14 protein-coding genes are annotated in these 15,916 nt (G+C 66.3%); 3 read left to right on the top strand and 11 right to left on the bottom strand.

Annotated features, from left to right (window positions below; genetic code table 11):
* Together BL253_RS41695 and BL253_RS37460 are read left to right on the top strand one after the other, a co-directional pair.
* The coding region (locus BL253_RS41695) for a tetratricopeptide repeat protein (protein WP_131831689.1) at window positions 1-416 on the top strand (416 nt) is incomplete at its 5' end.
* Window positions 417-596: 180 nt separating this feature from the next.
* Window positions 597-1,922, top strand: coding sequence for a HEAT repeat domain-containing protein (locus BL253_RS37460; protein WP_076822768.1), 1,326 nt, complete (start codon window positions 597-599; stop codon window positions 1,920-1,922).
* A gap of 522 nt (window positions 1,923-2,444) precedes the next feature.
* On the opposite strand, the gene BL253_RS37455 is transcribed toward BL253_RS37460, so the two are convergent.
* From BL253_RS37455 to BL253_RS37430, 5 genes are all read right to left on the bottom strand, one after another.
* Entirely contained in the window at window positions 2,445-4,598 is a 2,154-nt protein-coding gene (locus tag BL253_RS37455; RefSeq protein WP_076822766.1) for a cell division protein FtsK, read from the bottom strand.
* A gap of 100 nt (window positions 4,599-4,698) precedes the next feature.
* Window positions 4,699-4,899, bottom strand: coding sequence for an ABC transporter permease (locus BL253_RS37450; RefSeq protein WP_076822763.1), 201 nt, complete (start codon window positions 4,897-4,899; stop codon window positions 4,699-4,701).
* 15 nt (window positions 4,900-4,914) lie between these two features.
* On the bottom strand, window positions 4,915-5,238 hold the full coding sequence (locus tag BL253_RS37445; protein WP_076822761.1) for a hypothetical protein: 324 nt from the start codon (window positions 5,236-5,238) through the stop codon (window positions 4,915-4,917).
* A 48-nt stretch (window positions 5,239-5,286) separates the two neighbouring features.
* Window positions 5,287-6,159, bottom strand: a complete 873-nt coding sequence (locus BL253_RS37440) for a DNA cytosine methyltransferase (protein WP_076822759.1) — start codon at window positions 6,157-6,159, stop codon at window positions 5,287-5,289.
* A 385-nt stretch (window positions 6,160-6,544) separates the two neighbouring features.
* Entirely contained in the window at window positions 6,545-6,739 is a 195-nt protein-coding gene (locus BL253_RS37430) for a hypothetical protein (protein ID WP_076822755.1), read from the bottom strand.
* Between the two features lie 496 nt (window positions 6,740-7,235).
* On the opposite strand from BL253_RS37430, the gene BL253_RS42065 reads away from it, so the two are divergent.
* On the top strand, window positions 7,236-8,000 hold the full coding sequence (locus BL253_RS42065; RefSeq protein WP_131831688.1) for a hypothetical protein: 765 nt from the start codon (window positions 7,236-7,238) through the stop codon (window positions 7,998-8,000).
* A gap of 368 nt (window positions 8,001-8,368) precedes the next feature.
* On the opposite strand, the gene BL253_RS37425 is transcribed toward BL253_RS42065, so the two are convergent.
* The 6 genes from BL253_RS37425 to BL253_RS37405 all read right to left on the bottom strand — a co-directional run.
* Window positions 8,369-9,283, bottom strand: coding sequence for a hypothetical protein (locus BL253_RS37425; RefSeq protein ID WP_158230504.1), 915 nt, complete (start codon window positions 9,281-9,283; stop codon window positions 8,369-8,371).
* A 374-nt stretch (window positions 9,284-9,657) separates the two neighbouring features.
* Window positions 9,658-11,130: a hypothetical protein gene (locus BL253_RS37420; protein WP_076822751.1), complete on the bottom strand. Its 1,473-nt coding sequence runs from the start codon at window positions 11,128-11,130 to the stop codon at window positions 9,658-9,660.
* A 226-nt stretch (window positions 11,131-11,356) separates the two neighbouring features.
* Complete coding sequence (locus BL253_RS37415; protein ID WP_131831687.1) at window positions 11,357-11,614, bottom strand: hypothetical protein; 258 nt, start codon at window positions 11,612-11,614, stop codon at window positions 11,357-11,359.
* The gene (locus tag BL253_RS37410) at window positions 11,611-12,099 is read right to left on the bottom strand and encodes a hypothetical protein (RefSeq protein WP_081439084.1); all 489 of its coding nucleotides are present in this window, start codon (window positions 12,097-12,099) and stop codon (window positions 11,611-11,613) included. Before BL253_RS37410 ends, BL253_RS37415 begins: the two co-directional genes overlap by 4 nt.
* A gap of 276 nt (window positions 12,100-12,375) precedes the next feature.
* The gene (locus tag BL253_RS42060) at window positions 12,376-13,737 is read right to left on the bottom strand and encodes a hypothetical protein (RefSeq protein WP_131831686.1); all 1,362 of its coding nucleotides are present in this window, start codon (window positions 13,735-13,737) and stop codon (window positions 12,376-12,378) included.
* A 20-nt stretch (window positions 13,738-13,757) separates the two neighbouring features.
* Window positions 13,758-15,916: tetratricopeptide repeat protein (locus BL253_RS37405; protein ID WP_206745144.1), on the bottom strand; the 2,159-nt coding region annotated here is incomplete at its 5' end.

Here is a 15,916-nt window from a genome sequence, read left to right as displayed (position 1 = left end):
CCGAGGCTCGCCCCGATACTTTCCTGCCCACCCTGGCAACGTCACTGAATAACATGTCACTTCAAATGGGTCGGGTAGGTCGGCGGAAAAATGCCCTTGCCGCGAGCGAGCAGGCCGTCAGTATMCAACGCCGGTTGGCCGAGGGTCGCCCCGATACTTTCCTGCCCGACCTGGCGATGTCGCTGAATAACATGTCGGTCCAACTGGGCGGGTTAAATCGGTGGGAAGATAGCTTGGTCGCGAGCGAGGAGGCCGTCGGCGTATACCGCCGGTTGACTGAAGTGCAACCAGCAATTTTCCTGCGCGATCTGGCTAAATCGCTAAATAATATGTCGACAATCCTTGTCAAGCTCGGGCGTGATGACAACGCTAAGATCATTCGGGAAGAGCTGATAGAAATCGAGGAAACTGACTGAGCGCGCAACGCATACGCGATCAGGGCTCGAAGGCCCCCACACAAGGGCACGAAGCTGGCCCGCCGCGATCTCGTCATGGAAAGAGGACGACTACAGCGAGAGCGCACTCTATTGAGCGTCAGGCCGGCTGGCTCTATGATCACCTTGTCGCGACTTCGGTATGGGGGAGCGAGGAACCATATGCAGCACGTCTTTATCTCATTTAAGCATGAAGATCTCGACTTTGCGGAGAATGTGGTAGCCCGACTTGAGAGGGAGGGTTTCACCGCATGGGCCGATTTCAAGATTGGCGCTGGAGATGAGTGGCGAAYCGCAATTGATCTTGCCATTAAGAATGCGTTCGCGCTTATCGTGATCATGACGCCGGAGGCAAAGACTTCTGAATATGTTACTTACGAGTGGGCGTTTGCGTGGGGTATGGGAACGAGAGTTATTCCGATTATGCTTAGATCCACGGCTCTGCATCCACGCCTTGAAGCGTTGCAGTATCTGGATTTCACAAACGCAAGATCTCGCCCTTGGGACCGACTAATTCAGGAACTTCGGGATGCGTCTCGCGCGCCACTTGCCAACTCAGTAACGATTCCCCTCAACTCCCCTCCCTATATTCGGCGCGCGGTGGTATCTCTAGATAGTGCCGTTGGTAGCGATCGAGAGGGTGCAATCGGAACTCTAGTGATGGCCGGTACGCCCGACGCCTGCGACGTGCTGATCGCTGCCTTGAGGCATCCACTTCCAGATGTGCAGTCGCACGCGGCCGGTGGGCTGGCAGAGATTGGAACTCCAGCCGCTCTTGCTGGCCTCATTGAAATTCTTGACCACCGGGAGGAGGCTCCCGAGGGATTGCTTGAGGCGATTTTCAAAGCATTGGTTCGCATCCGGAGTTCTGCCGCCGTGCTGGCCCTCGTCGAGGCTCTGAGGGACTCCYGCGAACGAGTGAGGGCAGCGGCCGCCCGCGCGCTGGGTGGTATCAAAGACGGTACTTCTGTTCAGGCGCTTATTGGGTCGCTGCAGGGGCCTAGAGATTCTGGATCTTTGGCGGCAGCCGAAGCTCTGGGGAGCATTGGAGATGTTGCCGCTGCGCCCGCGCTCATTGAGGCTTTCAAACACTCCGGAATACTTCTGAAGCGTGCAATCGCACATGCATTAGGAAGAATCGGAGATTCTGTGGCGGTGCCGGCCCTGATTGACGCTACGAAAGACCCCGACCCTATTGTGAAAATGGCTGCGGTGAAGGCTCTCGGGAAAATTGGAGACTCTGCCGCCGTATCCGCTCTAGTCGAATTCATAAAGGGTTCAGAATCTGACGGCCATCTTGTAGCTATCTATTCCCTCGCTGCAATTGGGAGCCCTCCTGCGGTAGAGGCCCTAACCGGGCAGGCGGCGGCTTCGAGAGCCGGCATCGCCGGTATTACAGCTATGTCCATCTTGGAAATGCCGAGAGAACAATGGGCTGCTTGGGCGCGTGATGCTCTGGATACGAGAGTTCCAGCCCGGTTTATTTAGCTAAACATAGATCGAATGGTAGCCCCCACCCGCGTCCGGGTAGGGGCCACCGTCGTTATGGAGGCGGGGGGGTCGCGCGGGCGCGCTCAGTGGTCAACACCCGTGCGATGAGGGCCGCGACTGATCGCGGGACGGGTGGRGCCTCCGCGAGTGTCTCGGCCATCCAGCGCGCTACAGCTTCGGCGCCATCGTCGTCTGGCTGYGGATTGCGGACGTCGGGTGCTCTGGCTCTGTCGCCGGGTGCCTGTCCGGTGGGTAACTCGGGTGGCGTCTGGTCGTTCTGGAGCGCTGTGAGGTGGTCCGGCGTCGGGTCGATGGAGCTGTTGCGGCGGGGGTTGTCGGGGGCGGTCATGGCGTCTCCCTTGTGGTGCGACGGGGCGGGCGAACGGGTAGCGGCACCGAGGTTGTGTTGGCCCGTGGGGCCGATTTGGCGGTCCGTCGAGCTGCGGCGTTACCCGCTACAGAGCGGGATGTGGGCAGCTCAATGGGGTGTGCGGGGTAACGGGAGGTGTAGCGGTGGCGCTACACCCCCGGGTCGGTCGCTACCTCGTCGCCGCGGCGCCGGTGGGCGGCGCGGACCGCGTCCGCGCGGGCGCCTTTGCGTACCTGGCTGTCGCGTTGGACGTTGACGCTGGGGACGCCGAGTGCCCGGAGTTGAGCGCTGATCGCGTCGGCGGTCAGGTCGCGGTAATGCTCGGGATAGGCGGTGGCGAGCCGGCTCGCGAGGTCGCGCCAGTGCAGTCCGGGCGCGTCGCCGAATACCGGTAGGGCGTCGGCGAGGACGTCGCGGCGTTCGCGGGTGGTCGGTCGTCCGGCGGCTTGGCCAGTGAGGGTTCCGGCTTGACGCCGTAGGACGCGGGCGATGGCCAGGATGTGGTCGGCGTCTTCGGCGTCGGCGAGGTAGGTCCGCACCGTCGGGTTGGCCTCGGAGGCGCCGCGCAGGATTCCAACGCCTTTGTGCTCGGCGAGCAGGGTGGAGGAATCCGATCCTTCGGTGTAGGCACCGGAGCCGAGGATGAGGTCGGAGACCTGCCAGGAGCCGGTGCGTAGGGCGAAGCGGATGATGTGGTTGTCGCGGTAGTCGGTGAACTTTTTCGCGATCTCGGCGCCGCTGCCGATCCCGGAGGGCCTTTGGGTGGCACTGCCGATGACGACGCCGGCGGCGGGGGCCACGCGGATTAGGTAAACCAGTAGGCTCGCTATTTCGCTATCGGCGGCCTGGTTTCCAGTGGCGAAAAACTCCTGGAACTCGTCGAGCAGGAGGATACGGACGGGCATGTTGTGACGGGGGTCGCGGGCGATGTCGCGGGTGAGTTTCCCTTCGGGCACCAGGTCCGCGGGCATGTCCGAGAGAGTGAGGTAGCGCTGTTGGACATCGGCGCGGATCTCCCGCAATGCGTCGATGAGGATTTCGATCGGGTCGCCGTCGCGGGTCGGGGCGAGGCCGAAGACGGTGCGGTCGGCGATGGTGGCAAATCGGCGCCAGTCGGGTTTGCCACCGCCGTCAGCGACTGTGATTTTCACGTAAGGGTCGAGCGCGGCGAACAGGCCCAGGGCCCGCAGCGAGAACGTCTTGCCCTGGCGGGGTTGGGCGCCGACAAGAATAGAGTTCCACATCAGATCGACGGCAACGGGGCGAGCGCGTTCGTCGAGGCCGAACGGTGCGGGGGTCCAGATGTCGGTGGGCTTGCCGCGTAGCAGTGGGGTGCGGCCTGCGGGGATGGAGAGCGGGTCGCGGTCACCCACCCAGAGCAGATGGCGGCGGTGCGACGTGGGGTCGCGGGTGAGGAACACCTGGGTGGTCGCGACGTCGAGGCCCGACGCGATGGCGTCCTTGGCCTTGAGAGCGTCGCCGAACCCCTTGCCGTAGGGGAGGTCGACGGTGACGCGGGAGCCGTCGCCGTCGCGGGCCATCGTCGAGCCGAACGTGATCTGTTGTCCGGGCTTCTCGGGGGAGCCGAGCCGGGCGGCGTAGTAGGCCCGCAACACGATGTCGGCGTTCAGCTTGCGGAACCGCGGAGCGACGACGGCGGGGGCGATCAGTGGCCGTCCCGTCGGTCGTCGGGCGACGACCAGCCCCGCCACGGCCAGTGCAACGCCGAGGGCATAGACCGGCCAAGGCACGGTCACCATGGCGGCCGCGAGCAGCACCATGGCGGCGAGCAGGCCGCCGCCGGCAGTCAGGACGAGCGCGGTGCGGGTGCGGCGGGTTGTGCGTAGTTCTCGGTCGAGGCGGAGCCAGGCGGCCGAGTCGCCGGAGTCAGCCGCCGCGCGGCGCAGTGGCGCCGCCTCGGCGCACGTCCACCACCGCCACAGCCCGGCGGCGAGCCGGCCGGCACCGATCACGGCCGCCTGGCCGATCAGCACCAGGTACCACGGCGCCCGGACCGAGTGATACGCGCCGACGTGTGCCCACCGGCCGGCACCGTGTCGCACGGTGGCGGCCAGTTGGCCGGGGCGCAGGCTCGGCGGGATGACCGGCCGGCGGGAGACTTCGGACGGCGGGGGCGGGGTGGGGTCGACTGGGACCGGCGCGCCGCCTGGTGGGGGGTCGAGTGCCCATTCGTAGCTGCGATCTCGGGCGGGCATCGCGGGGGCGAGTTCGGCGAGGACGGCGGGGATGTCGGGCACCCAGCCGGCCGGCTCGGCGGGTGGGGTCGGATGGTCAGTGGGCATGGCGGGAGCTCCTGAGGACTGCGGGGCGGGTGCGCGCCCGCCGGGGACGGTGGGCGCGCACCCGTGAAACAGGTAAGGGGTTACTGGTCGGCGGCCGTGGTCAGAACTGGATCGGCAGGGACTGCACGAAGTTCTGGATGCGGTGCCCGATCTCGGCGAGGGTCGCGGTGAATCCCAAGCCGGACCAGTACCAGCCGAGCAGAATGCACACGATCGGCACGAGGCTTCGGGCCCGTAGCCGCGGTGCGATCAGCGCCACGACCAGAAGGATTGCTAGTAGAAGGACGATGGTCGGTTCCATTGGAGTCGTCTCCCGTCAGCCGGTGGAGTCGTTGGCGTACGGGTCGTCGAACATGTCCTCGGGGACGTGAACGCTCGCMTCGTCGGCCCACGCGAGGTATGCCGAGCGCCAGGCCTCGCGGGTGGTCTCCCGGTATTCCCGGACGAGCTGGTTCGCCGCGTCGATAAGTGCCATCAGGTCGGGGTCGATCGGCCTGGACATGAAGATCCAGTGCAGGACCTCGCCGGCGGCGTAAGTCTGCATGTGCTCGTCGAACGCCTTGTCGGCGCGGCGCGAGAGGTCATCGAGCGTGAGCGGGCCGAAACCGTGAACGGGCTTGTTGCTGTTCGGCTGGTACATGGCAAGTCCCCTTTTCGTTGGATGGGCGATGGGAATAGGTGGCCTGGTTCAGGCCGCTTGCGCCTGCGGAAAGGAGGCGGCGAGTGAGGAGAGTGCGGCATAGGCAAGATCCGGTGGGACCGCGTTGCCGACCTGGGAGATCTGGCTTTCCTTGGTTCCCTGCCAAGGGTGATCCGGTGGGAAAGCCTGCAGGGTGGCCAACTCGGCGACCGTGAGCGGATCGGGGGTGCCGACCCATCGGCCGCTTTCCTTCGCTTGGCGCAGGGTGCGACGGACGGGATTTCCGCCCCAGGCGTTTCCGCTCGTCGTGACGGTGTAGGACGGCCGGTCGGCCAAGCCGCGGCCGAGAACGTCGACCATCGACCTCCAGGGCTTCAACGGTGGCGATGCGCGCGGCCCGCCCCGTTTGTAGGAGCTGTGTGTGGGAATCGGCGGGAGAATAGTGGGGCTGTTTCGCGTGGCGAGGAGGAACGCGCGCCGGCGGGTCTGGGCGACGCCGTACTGTTCGGCGCTGAGGAGCCCGGTCCAGGTGGCATAGCCGAGGCGGCGGAGGCTGACCGCGAAGCCCTCGAACAGCGGAAGGACCGTGGGTACCTCCTCCATCGCGACCCAGCCGGGGCGTAGCCGCCGGACGTAGCGCATGGGCTGGTAGACGAGGAACCCGCGCGGGTCGGAAAGGCCCCCGCCCCGGCCCGCGACGCTGAATGGCTGGCACGGCGGGGAGGCGATGAGACCGGCGACCCCGCCGAACTCGGCAGGATTGATGGCGGCCACGTCGCCTTCTATGGTTACCAAGCCGGCGGCCTCGCGGGTACGGCAGGTAGAAGGGTCGTATTCGATTCCGATATCGGTGATTCCGAGGCGTGCGCAGGCAAGGGACCATCCCCCCGGGCCCGCGAACAGGTCCAGCGCGGTAGGCATAAAGTTGTCCAAGGGAAAGAGAGGGTGATAGCCAGATGGGCAGCAGGCATGATGGTGCGCCCCGCCGGTATACCTRCCATGYCGGTCGGTTGCGGTCGCATGGCGGGCATGCGGAAAGCGGTCGGTCGGGTAGTGGCGTTGAATGCCTAGCGGTAGGCGAGCGCGAGAACGGGCGTGAAACGGGCGGCCGATGCGAGTATCCACACGACCGCCAGCCAAATACGGGCAGAGACCGGGCGTCGCCGCACGGCTCGCCACCCAAGGCCGACCAGCAGAACGGTTTCCAGTAGCCACCACGAGAGGTCGACCAGTAGAACTGTCTCCTGCAATTTTGCGGCCAGGTGGTCCTCGGCACCGGAAAACGGGTTGAGACCGATAGCGGACCTCACCGGTCGCGCATCCTGGACACGACCGCGAACACCGCCCACATGAGGCCGGCGACGATCAGGAACGGGCCGACGACCGACAGGACACGTGACGCGATAAGCGAGAACAGCGAAAGGACGGCGAACAGCAGGCCGAAACCGAGCGACCAGCGAAGGATCGGCGACCACGGCGAACGGTAGTAGTAACGGCGCATGACGGCTCCCAAAAAGATCGGAGTGGAATCGCGGCCCAGGGAATGTCCCCGGTTCTGCGGCGGCGTCGCTCGCCGCGATCACTACAATCCCCGCGCCACGCCTCGAAGTCACCGCTTTCGGCGGGACCTAAACGGAACGCATTTAGAACACGGGCGGGACCCGGAAATAATGCGGACGGAAAGAGAAAGAGATGCGGATCGAACATCAACACGGCGTGGAAGCCGGCCAGACCCCGACGAGACGTCGCCGGGATGCAAACGGGACGTGAACGGGACGCCGATCCAACATCAACACGGGCCGGCGATGGTTGGAYGCCAACGAGGCACGAACGAGACCCAGACGAGACCCCGACGGGACGTGAACGGGACCCGGACAGGACGTGCGGGGTCGGCCCGGTCGCGAGGTTGCCGCCCGGGCGATGTCAGCTAGAGGCAGCCACGACCTAATGAGGACAAACGAAGCGATTATGGGTGTACGGAGCCAGCAGGAGCCGTCATGCTCGAACGAGCGCACCCCGGACCGTTTCTCGCCGACTGCCCCCCAGGAGGCCCGGCCCCCGCCATGCCCAGGCCAGCCCTTGATCGCTTCGTCGAACGTGACCTCAAAATTTTGATCAAAGAGTGCGACGCCAGCCCCATCGGTCTCGCCCGCCACGCCCCCGGTCTGCTGGTCGTCCTGACCGGCCGGCGCACCAGCGCGGCCGCCCCCGCCGCCCACAAGATCCTTGTTGAGGCTGTCGAGGCCCTCGCCGAGCCGGCCGCCCACGCGGCCCGCGCGCTGCTCGGCATCGGCAAGTCCGACCGCGAGACCCTTACCAAACGCCGCAAGACTGCCGCCGAGCCCTACGGCGTCGGTCCGACCCACTTCCGCCGGGAGTACGAACCCGACGTGATCATGGCTTTGGTCATCGCCCTTCTCGCGCGTGCGGACCCACTGGCGACCTACCCCGGCACCCGAGGCATCCCGTCCCGCGTGCCTCCGCCCTTCAGCGCGTTCGTGCCTCGGTACCGCCGCGCATCCCGGGCTCTGCGAAACGCGAGCAAGCAACCGTGTGCGCCCGCCGGGTCCGGCACCGTGAAGCGCCCCGCTCCGGGCTGGGCTCCCGGTGGTGTGGTTGCAGCGCGCGGCGCGCCCTCGTCGAGCGCCCCGCCGCCGCCCCGGCGGCCGGTAGCGGATACCCCGGCCTGTAGCGGTGGCGCTACAGGCACTGCTACACCCGTATGCCGCCTGAGCAGCACCGACGGATCCAGTAGCGGATAGCGCCACACCTGCCCCGACGGGCCGAAACTGGTCTGTGGGTGGGTCTGACACCCGACCTCGGCGCTACTCGCTACCAGGCTCGCGCCCGATCAACCAGCACCAGCACCGTCTCAACTCGGCGTCCGGCCCCGCGCCGCGCCCCGGGGAAGTCGAACCCCGGGTATGCGCGCCACGGCGACGTTGGGCGCCTTCACGACGCCTCCCGCCCGGCCGTAGTTGACAGGCGCGGCGCCGATCGGGATCTCCGAGTGGCGAGCGCGTCATCCAGTGCTGGGGGTGCCGGCTGCCGGCCGGACTGCCCCTGACAACGCAGGTGGCCCCCGACCGGTGGGGGTCGGGGGCCACCTGCGTGGACGGGTCGGTGCCTGCTATGTGGTCGGGGCGGCGGTCACCAAATGGCTACGGGTACCGGCGCCCCGCTGGATGCGGAACCCGAGGGCGCCCAGCAGGGACGCGAGCGCGTAGCCCATGACGTCGGGCAGTGTCGCGGCGGTCGCCTCGCTGTGGGCGCCGAGGGCGGGCAGGTGCGGGTGGGTGGCCCAGCCGATGGCGACCCCGGTGGGGGTCGCGTGGCGGGCCGGGACGACGAGTGCGCCGCCGTGCGGCTCGGCGCCGCCGGTCTCGGCCAGCGGCAGCCCGGCGGCGACCAGTGCCCCGGCGACCTGGAGCGCGAGCATCGCGACATCATCCCGCAGGGAGCGAATCGGGCCGCCATCGTCGTCGCGCAACCGGTCCAGATGGGTGCTCAGGTGACGCTCCCAGGAGAGCTGGTCCGGGGCCGGACGGGCGGCCACAGTGCCATCCGGCTGCGCGCAGCCGTAGACCGCGTGCGCGTCCGGGTCGTCGGCTCCGGCCTGGGACGCGTCGTGCCGGTCGGCCCACGGTCCGCCGACGATCGTGCTGAACACGGTCGTCCACCATGCGGGCACCGGCGTCCGGTCGTGGCGCACGCGGACCGTGCGCAGCAGGTCCGGCGGGACCTCGGCGACCCGCTCTGCGACCTCGGGCGTCCAGGCGGCCGCCGGAGTCGTCGGCTCGTCGGCGTCTACCGGCGCGTCCCCGTCGGGCCACGACCGGAACACCAACTCCACCGCGTCGCGATCGCGCGACGAGTGGCGGAACGTCAGGTAGGAGCCAGGCTGGAAGGCGGCGACCGCGGCGCGGATGTCGCCGGGGTCGGCACCGGGCAGGACGGTCAGGCGGTGGCGGTCACCGCTCGAGGTCACGTACGCCCGTGGGGGGTTGCGCCACGTAGAGCCACCGGATGGCGGGACACTGGACATGGGTCTTCGTCTCCTGTGTCAGCAGGAATGGGGATCAAGGCCTCGGGCCGGCGTTGGCGCGCCAGTCCGGGGCCGCCTCAAGGGCGGCACGTCTCGTGCCGGATTCCTCCCGTCATTAGGTCAGGCGGAAGCGGCGGATGCAGGGTGTTCCGCCCGATGCGATGACCCGCGCCACCCCGCGGCCGTGGTCGAGCCGCGCCCGGTGGCTCTCACGGAGAAGGAAACGCCACCGCTTGCAGCTGCTTGCAAAAGGTTGCAGTGAGTCGGGTAGCCGGCAGAGTCTCGCCCGCCGCCTACCCGGCAGCGTGCGTGCAATTGCTAGCGCCGGTCGAGTGGTATCCGGGTAGGCGTCTGCGTGCGTCAGGCCGCGGCTGTCAGGCGGTCAGGGTACGGCGCTGTTCGCGCCACGTGCGGGTGGTGTCCACCATGGCGCGGAGGGCGGGATGGGCCTTGATGGGCTCTACAGCGCGCTGGACTGCCCTTACCCGGCTTTCGACGTGGGCCGACTGGAACGGTAGCGCCATGGAGAGCCCTTGCCCAACGAGCGCCGCGATACGCTCAGGGTCGATTTTCCCGCTTCGCGAGACGGCGAGAGCTTCATCCAACAACATGTAAGGTTGATGCTGGCCGGCACCGGAATTTGCCAGGTCCAGGACCTTGCCAGGCTTCCCCAGCCGCGCATATGAGGTTGCCGCCGCAGACACCACGAAAGCCGGGTGAAGGGTCGTAATATCGTCGATAATCGTCCGACTGGCGGGACCATGCTCGGTGGGTGAAAGTCCGCGAACGATTTCTATCGCCTCGTCAACGGCAGCGTCAACGCCGCCTGCGTCGCCGAGGTTCGCGCGTGACTTCGCAAGGGCATCGGACAGCAAGAGTGCGCGTTGTGGGCCGGTACGAGCGTGGCGAAGCCCATCGTTCGCGTACTGCTGGGCGCCATTGGCGTTTCCGGCGTAGTCCTCGACGATGGCCTGCATGTAGCAGGTCCACGCGACCAGGCTGTCGTCATCGAGAAGATCCGCTCTTTTGTGCGCTTCGGCCAGCGAAACGCGGGCCGCGTCGATCTCGCCCGCGTTGTTGTGGACCCATCCGCGAAGTCCTGCGGTTATGGTCGCGGCATGCCACAACCGGGTGCTGTCAGCCGGCCGGAGAGAGAGGTTCGCCGATATCCCGTCGATCAGCCGCTGAACACTGTCGATCTGGCCGATCAGCGCGGCGGGCGAAGTCGTCCGGTAGGCGCTAACGCACCCGGCTATCTGCGCGTCAACGACGGGAAGGATGCTGTCTGCTCGCGCGGTCCCCTCAAGGAGGAGAAGTCGGTCCGTCGGGGTGAGTGCGGGAATCGCGCCCAGCGTCGTTCCGGCGCCGATCAACGCGAGCAGGTCGCGGCGATTCGTCGAACTCACCTCCACCGGCCGGCGCGGCGACAAATAGTCACCGCCTTCCACGATCGACGGTACGCCCGTTCGTGTGGACTCTGGTGGTGATTCCTCGGCAGGGTCGTGGGATGCGTAGCCGTGGCGGACTGCCTCGCGCTCTGCGAAGGCCTGGTCACGCATGCGTAGTAGGGCACGGTTCGCGCCCAAGGCTGTGTCCAGCGCCCTGAACCCGCTCACGGACAGGACCCGGCCCTCCGCGAGGTTCTTCACGTGCGTGCGCGAGAAGCCCGTCAGGTCCGCGAGGAGGGTGTAGTTCAGCCCGCGCGCGTCGATCAGCCCCTGAACCTCGTCCACCAGTGCCAGCAGCGCGGGAGTAGTCGGCAGCGGACGGCGCTTCGCGCGCGGGTGCGACGTCATCCTGTGCTCCCAGCCCACCGCCGGATCACTGACGATCACGATCGTAGCCACGCCAGCCCGGACCGTAGGGGCTGTTTCGCGCACGGCCGGGCCTGCAACAAACCTGCATCCCCAGTAGCGGGTAGCGGTCAGGCGGGGGCCCGAGGGGTGGTCAAGGTCGTTTCCGGCCCGGACGCGGGCCGGGCCGCTACCCGCTACACCGCACAGCCGGTGCAGGTCAGCGCCAGTAAACAGCACGGCAAGGCTGGTAGCGGTGCCGCTACACATCGGCAGACCGCTACCGGCCCCGTCCCGTCGCGAAGTCCTCCGGTGCGAGCGACCCAACGACCGCCGCCAGCAGGTCCCGATCCGAGACAGACCCATCCGCCGGACCGAACGCGAGTACCACCCCGGCGTCCCCGAACCCTCCGAGGAACACCGCCCCGGCCGACAGGCGCTCGACCTGTTCCGACAACTCGGCCGCCGTCATGCCCGGGGACACCTTCACCGTGGCGACCGCCCCGGCCGTCTTCTTCCGCGGCGGGACCCGGCTCATGCCGCCACCGGCCACACGTCCGCCGGCCGCAGGCTGGCCACCCAGCCTGGAACCCGGTCCCGGTCGAGGATCTCCCACACGATGCGGTGCTGCTGGCCGTCGGGCGTGTGGATCGTCACCGGGTGCGGCACGATGACGACGCCTACATGCCAAGCGCAGTGCGGCCGGACCCCGCACATCACCAACGGCACCGGCCCCGCCCCGCCCGTCGCGCGCCGGTCTGCCAGCGCCCGGCCGACCCCAAGCGCGAGCATCGACCGGGCGGGCGACACCAGCGCCGGACACGCCACCGCCACCAGCGAACGGCCCGACAACGCCAGCCGCCCCGCGACCGCGTGTGCCGGATATACGCCCGCCGGCACCCAGTCCGGCCACGGCTCGGCATCCAGCAGCACCCCTGCCCGGCGCGGCAGCACCATCGGTCCCAGCGCCATCGGCACCGGTCCAAGTCCGCTGCCCTCAACGTCGACCGTCACGACCGTCACAGTTGGCTCCTTCCGCCGTCCCACGGCCATGACACGCTCCGCGCGACAACGACAACAGGCTGCAACTGATCCGTCGGTACGGCGCTTCGCGCTGGACCGCGCCCGGCCTCGGTTCGGGCCGCGCGACCCGATAGCGGCCCGGCTCGGGCATCTCGCCCCCCGCTACCCGTAACGCGGTGCCTGAGCTGAATCGAGCCGATGTGTAGTGGCGCTCGGGCGTCACTATCTGAACCGTTGGCTCGCAGAAGGTCCGGCGACATCGGCACCCGAGAAGTGCTACGGGAAAGAAGACGGGACGTCTCTCGCCACCGGAGGCGCCCCTAGCCGATCTTTAGGTGACAGCAAGGTCTTGGCCGCGAACCTAACGGGTGCGGTGCTGAGGGCCAATGAGCCGCGTAGCCACGCTCTGTCCCCGCGGTTCACCTGTCTTTTGGGTAGACCAGCAAGGATGTCGCCGAAAGTGAACGGACGGGCTAGGGGGCGGGCGGCAGTTCCGGTGGGGTCACTGTCATACGGATATCCTCCCCATGCCTCGGCCTCGGCCCGGCTAGGCGTGACCCAGAAACCTGCCATAAGTTCATGGATAAGCGGCCGCGCGTCACCAGCGATACTAAGGTCGAGTTCGGATGCGACAGTGAGGAGAGTCGCGCGATACAGCTTCAGGCCCCAGGTCTCGGGCCCCGTATTTTCTTCTGATCTCAGCGTGACCGAAATTTGCCCATCGGCCTCGCGCCGGTAGCCTGCAAAGATTCCGTGGTCACCCATGCAGAAAGTCTCGACGATGAATGGAGCGTCCGGGACTCTCCATTGGAGTCCCTCGCTGCGAGCAGTGTTATAGATATAGGCGGACAAGTGGTCCGGGTCGGTCCATCCGTCAGGCCGGGGCTCGTGGCCCCAAAAGAAGACGTGCGGTCGCGGGAGGCCGACTTCTTCCGTCACATGCACGAGCGAGCYGACCATTCGTCCGGTCCAGCCGGCGTCGACAAGTCCGGTAGACGAGTCTGCGAGCGCGTGTTGACGTGCGTAGTCGACGAGCATGGTTCGCGCCTGGGTGATGCGTGGCTCGACTGTCGCAGCGACATCCTCATGGTCGACGAATTTTCGCAGCGCTGCGAGTTGTGGGGGYGAGTCTGCCCTCACATGTGGATCAAGTGACACGCCACATTCGGCCAGCAGTTCTCGGAACCTTTCAGGGTCGATACCAAGCCGTTCACAGAGATCCCAGGCGTTCGACTTCATAAAGCTGCTGAAGATCCAGTCGAATTTTGAGAGGTGCGCTGGATCTGACGCGGCGAGGCTCCAGGTGATTCGGCTGCTGTATACGTACTCCAGGTCTATGGCTTCGCCGGTTCGCTCGGTAATGCGTTTCGCGAGAAGGTAGAGGATCTGGCCGTCTCGCGACAGAAATCGTAGCCGTTCGAGTCCGAGTTCGCGGGCGCGTTGAAGAATCCAGAGGACGTATCCGATCAGGGCGGGTCCCGCCACGCCCGCCGCGACGTCTCTGATCATCGCATCTTGGCTTGAGGTGACATCTTGCTTGGATCTGGCCGTGGAGCTGGCCGCCGCGAACGCATGCTCTAGGCTGTCGGGGCCGTCCGCCCGATTCAGCAGTATTCGTTCGTACTTGCTAGCGTCCACGGGCTCCCCCTACTAGGCATTCACCACTCGGCAAGGCATACCGCCTGGAGACCCGGCGGCACGTCGCATCGTTGACAGATGTCCGCGACCTGCTGGCGGAGATCCTGAGGGTCTTGGCCGCGCATCTCGTGAAGGCGTGCGAGCCCATCGAGAACTCGGGCCACCCACAGATCGTCGTGGAGGTCGGTAAAGATTCCTCGGCTTCGCTCGAAGTGTTCGCGCGCGGCGTCCCATCGTGCGCGGTCCCGGAAGAGCATCCCGAGTTCTCGAAGCGCGCGGGCTTCAGCGGGCCGGTCGTTGATGCCCTGGAAGTACTGGAGTGCGTTGCGTGCGTTCTCTTCGGCGGCGTCCCATTGACGTTGGTGGCGCTGTATGTCCGCGAGGCTCACGCGCGTACGTGCTGCCCAGCGCCCGTCGTCCAGCGCTGTGAACATCGGCAATGCCTGACGAAGGTCAGCTTCGGCCCTCTGATAGTCGCCGATGATCCGGAACGCATCGCCACGGTTCCTGAGGCTGATCGCAATAAACCGCCGGTCCAAGAGATCTTCGAAGATCGGAAGGCACCGATCGAAGCACTCGACTGCCTCAGTAACTTTGCCGTCATTCCGGAGGACGGTGCCGAGAAGCCGCACCGACTGCGCCTCTCCGCGTTTGTCTCCCAGCTCGGTAAATGAGGTGATTCCCTCCCTTAGGAGGGTCTCGGCCGGAGGGTGCCGCCAGCGGTCGCGGTAGACCATGGCGAGCATCATTTTGATGCGCGCCTCTTCGCCCCGGTCACCAATCTGGCTGTAGAGGTCCAGTGAACGGCGGAATCGAGACTCGGACTCTTCCCACCGGGACAGACCGCGGAGCGCGTCCGCCATCCCGCCAAGGGTTCCCGCGACGGACCTCTGATCGGCGTGACGCTCGAATACCTCCAAGGATGACTGGAACGAGGAGATCGCCTCATCCAGGAGACCTTTATATCGATAGGCGTCAGCAAGGTTACGTCGCGCCAGCGCCTCTCGGTGCTCATCACCAAGTTCGTTGAACGCCGTCACGGATGCATCGGTGAGGCTGATGGCCTCATCGAATCTTCCAAGCTCCCGGTACAGGAGTCCAAGATTGTTCCTAATGACGGCTTGTCCGACGGTGCTTCCGGCGCGGTCTGCCGCTCGAAGCGCGATTCGATGAGTGTCTTCCCAATCCCTCCAGTCCGCGCGCCAGTTGAACATGGCGATGAGCGGCTCGGCGAGCTGCCAGGTCTCGGCCCAGAGTTCCGCCTCGAATGCCTGTGTCACTAGCAGCACCAGGGCGCCTCGTTCGGAGGCGAACCATTCCCGCGCATTTCGGCGCACGGTTTCCGGCGTGACAGGCATGCTGTCCGGGGCGGGAACGTGCAGAGCCCCAGGTTGGAGCACGGCCGACGCCTCCCGTGCCATCGCCACGTAGATGTTGGCTATGCGACGCAGCGCCGATTTCTGCGCGTCGTCCGGCTCTTCGGCTGCGAGAAGTTCGCGTGCATAGTCGCGTAGAAGATCGTGAAATCGGTATCGGACCATACCTATTGAGTCGATGCCCGACACCTCAAGCAGCTCCGCATCGACAAGCCGCTCGGCCGTTTCCTCCGCATTGGCCGGGCTGGTCTCTGTCAGCACTGCAAGGTTCCAGGCCGGGAACGTGGCCGCCTTGAGAATACCCAGCATCCGGAACGCCTGTTTTTCTTCTACGCTCCGGCTGTTATAGCTTAGGGCCAGAGACGCGCGCACTTCCATATTTCCGACCTTGAGAAGGTTCAGGCGGTTCTGTTCATCGCCGAGCCTGTCGGCAAACCAGTCCAGGCGCCACGCCGGGCGTGACGCGAGCCGCGCCGCCACGATTCTTAGTGCAAGTGGCAGGAACCCGCAGAGCTTGGCTATTCGCCGGGCGGAGTCTTCCTGGCTAACGAGGCGGGCTGGCCCTATGACTTTCCGGAGGAGGTCGAGCGCCTGCTCGGGCTCCATCACGTCGACTGATTCTGCGTGACATCCGGAGAGACCGGCCAGACGCGAGCGACTCGTGATGATGACCCCGCATTCCGGCGTGCCTGGAATGAGGTCTTCCACCTGGGTTTCGTTCAACGCATTGTCGAGGAACACGAGGATCCGTCGCGTACTGGCGCGTCCACGGAACATACGTGAGCGATCATCGAGGGATTCTG

This window comes from Pseudofrankia asymbiotica, from assembly GCF_001983105.1.
Classification (GTDB): Bacteria; Actinomycetota; Actinomycetes; order Frankiales; family Frankiaceae; genus Pseudofrankia; species Pseudofrankia asymbiotica.
This window is presented reverse-complemented; position numbering and strand designations above follow the sequence as displayed.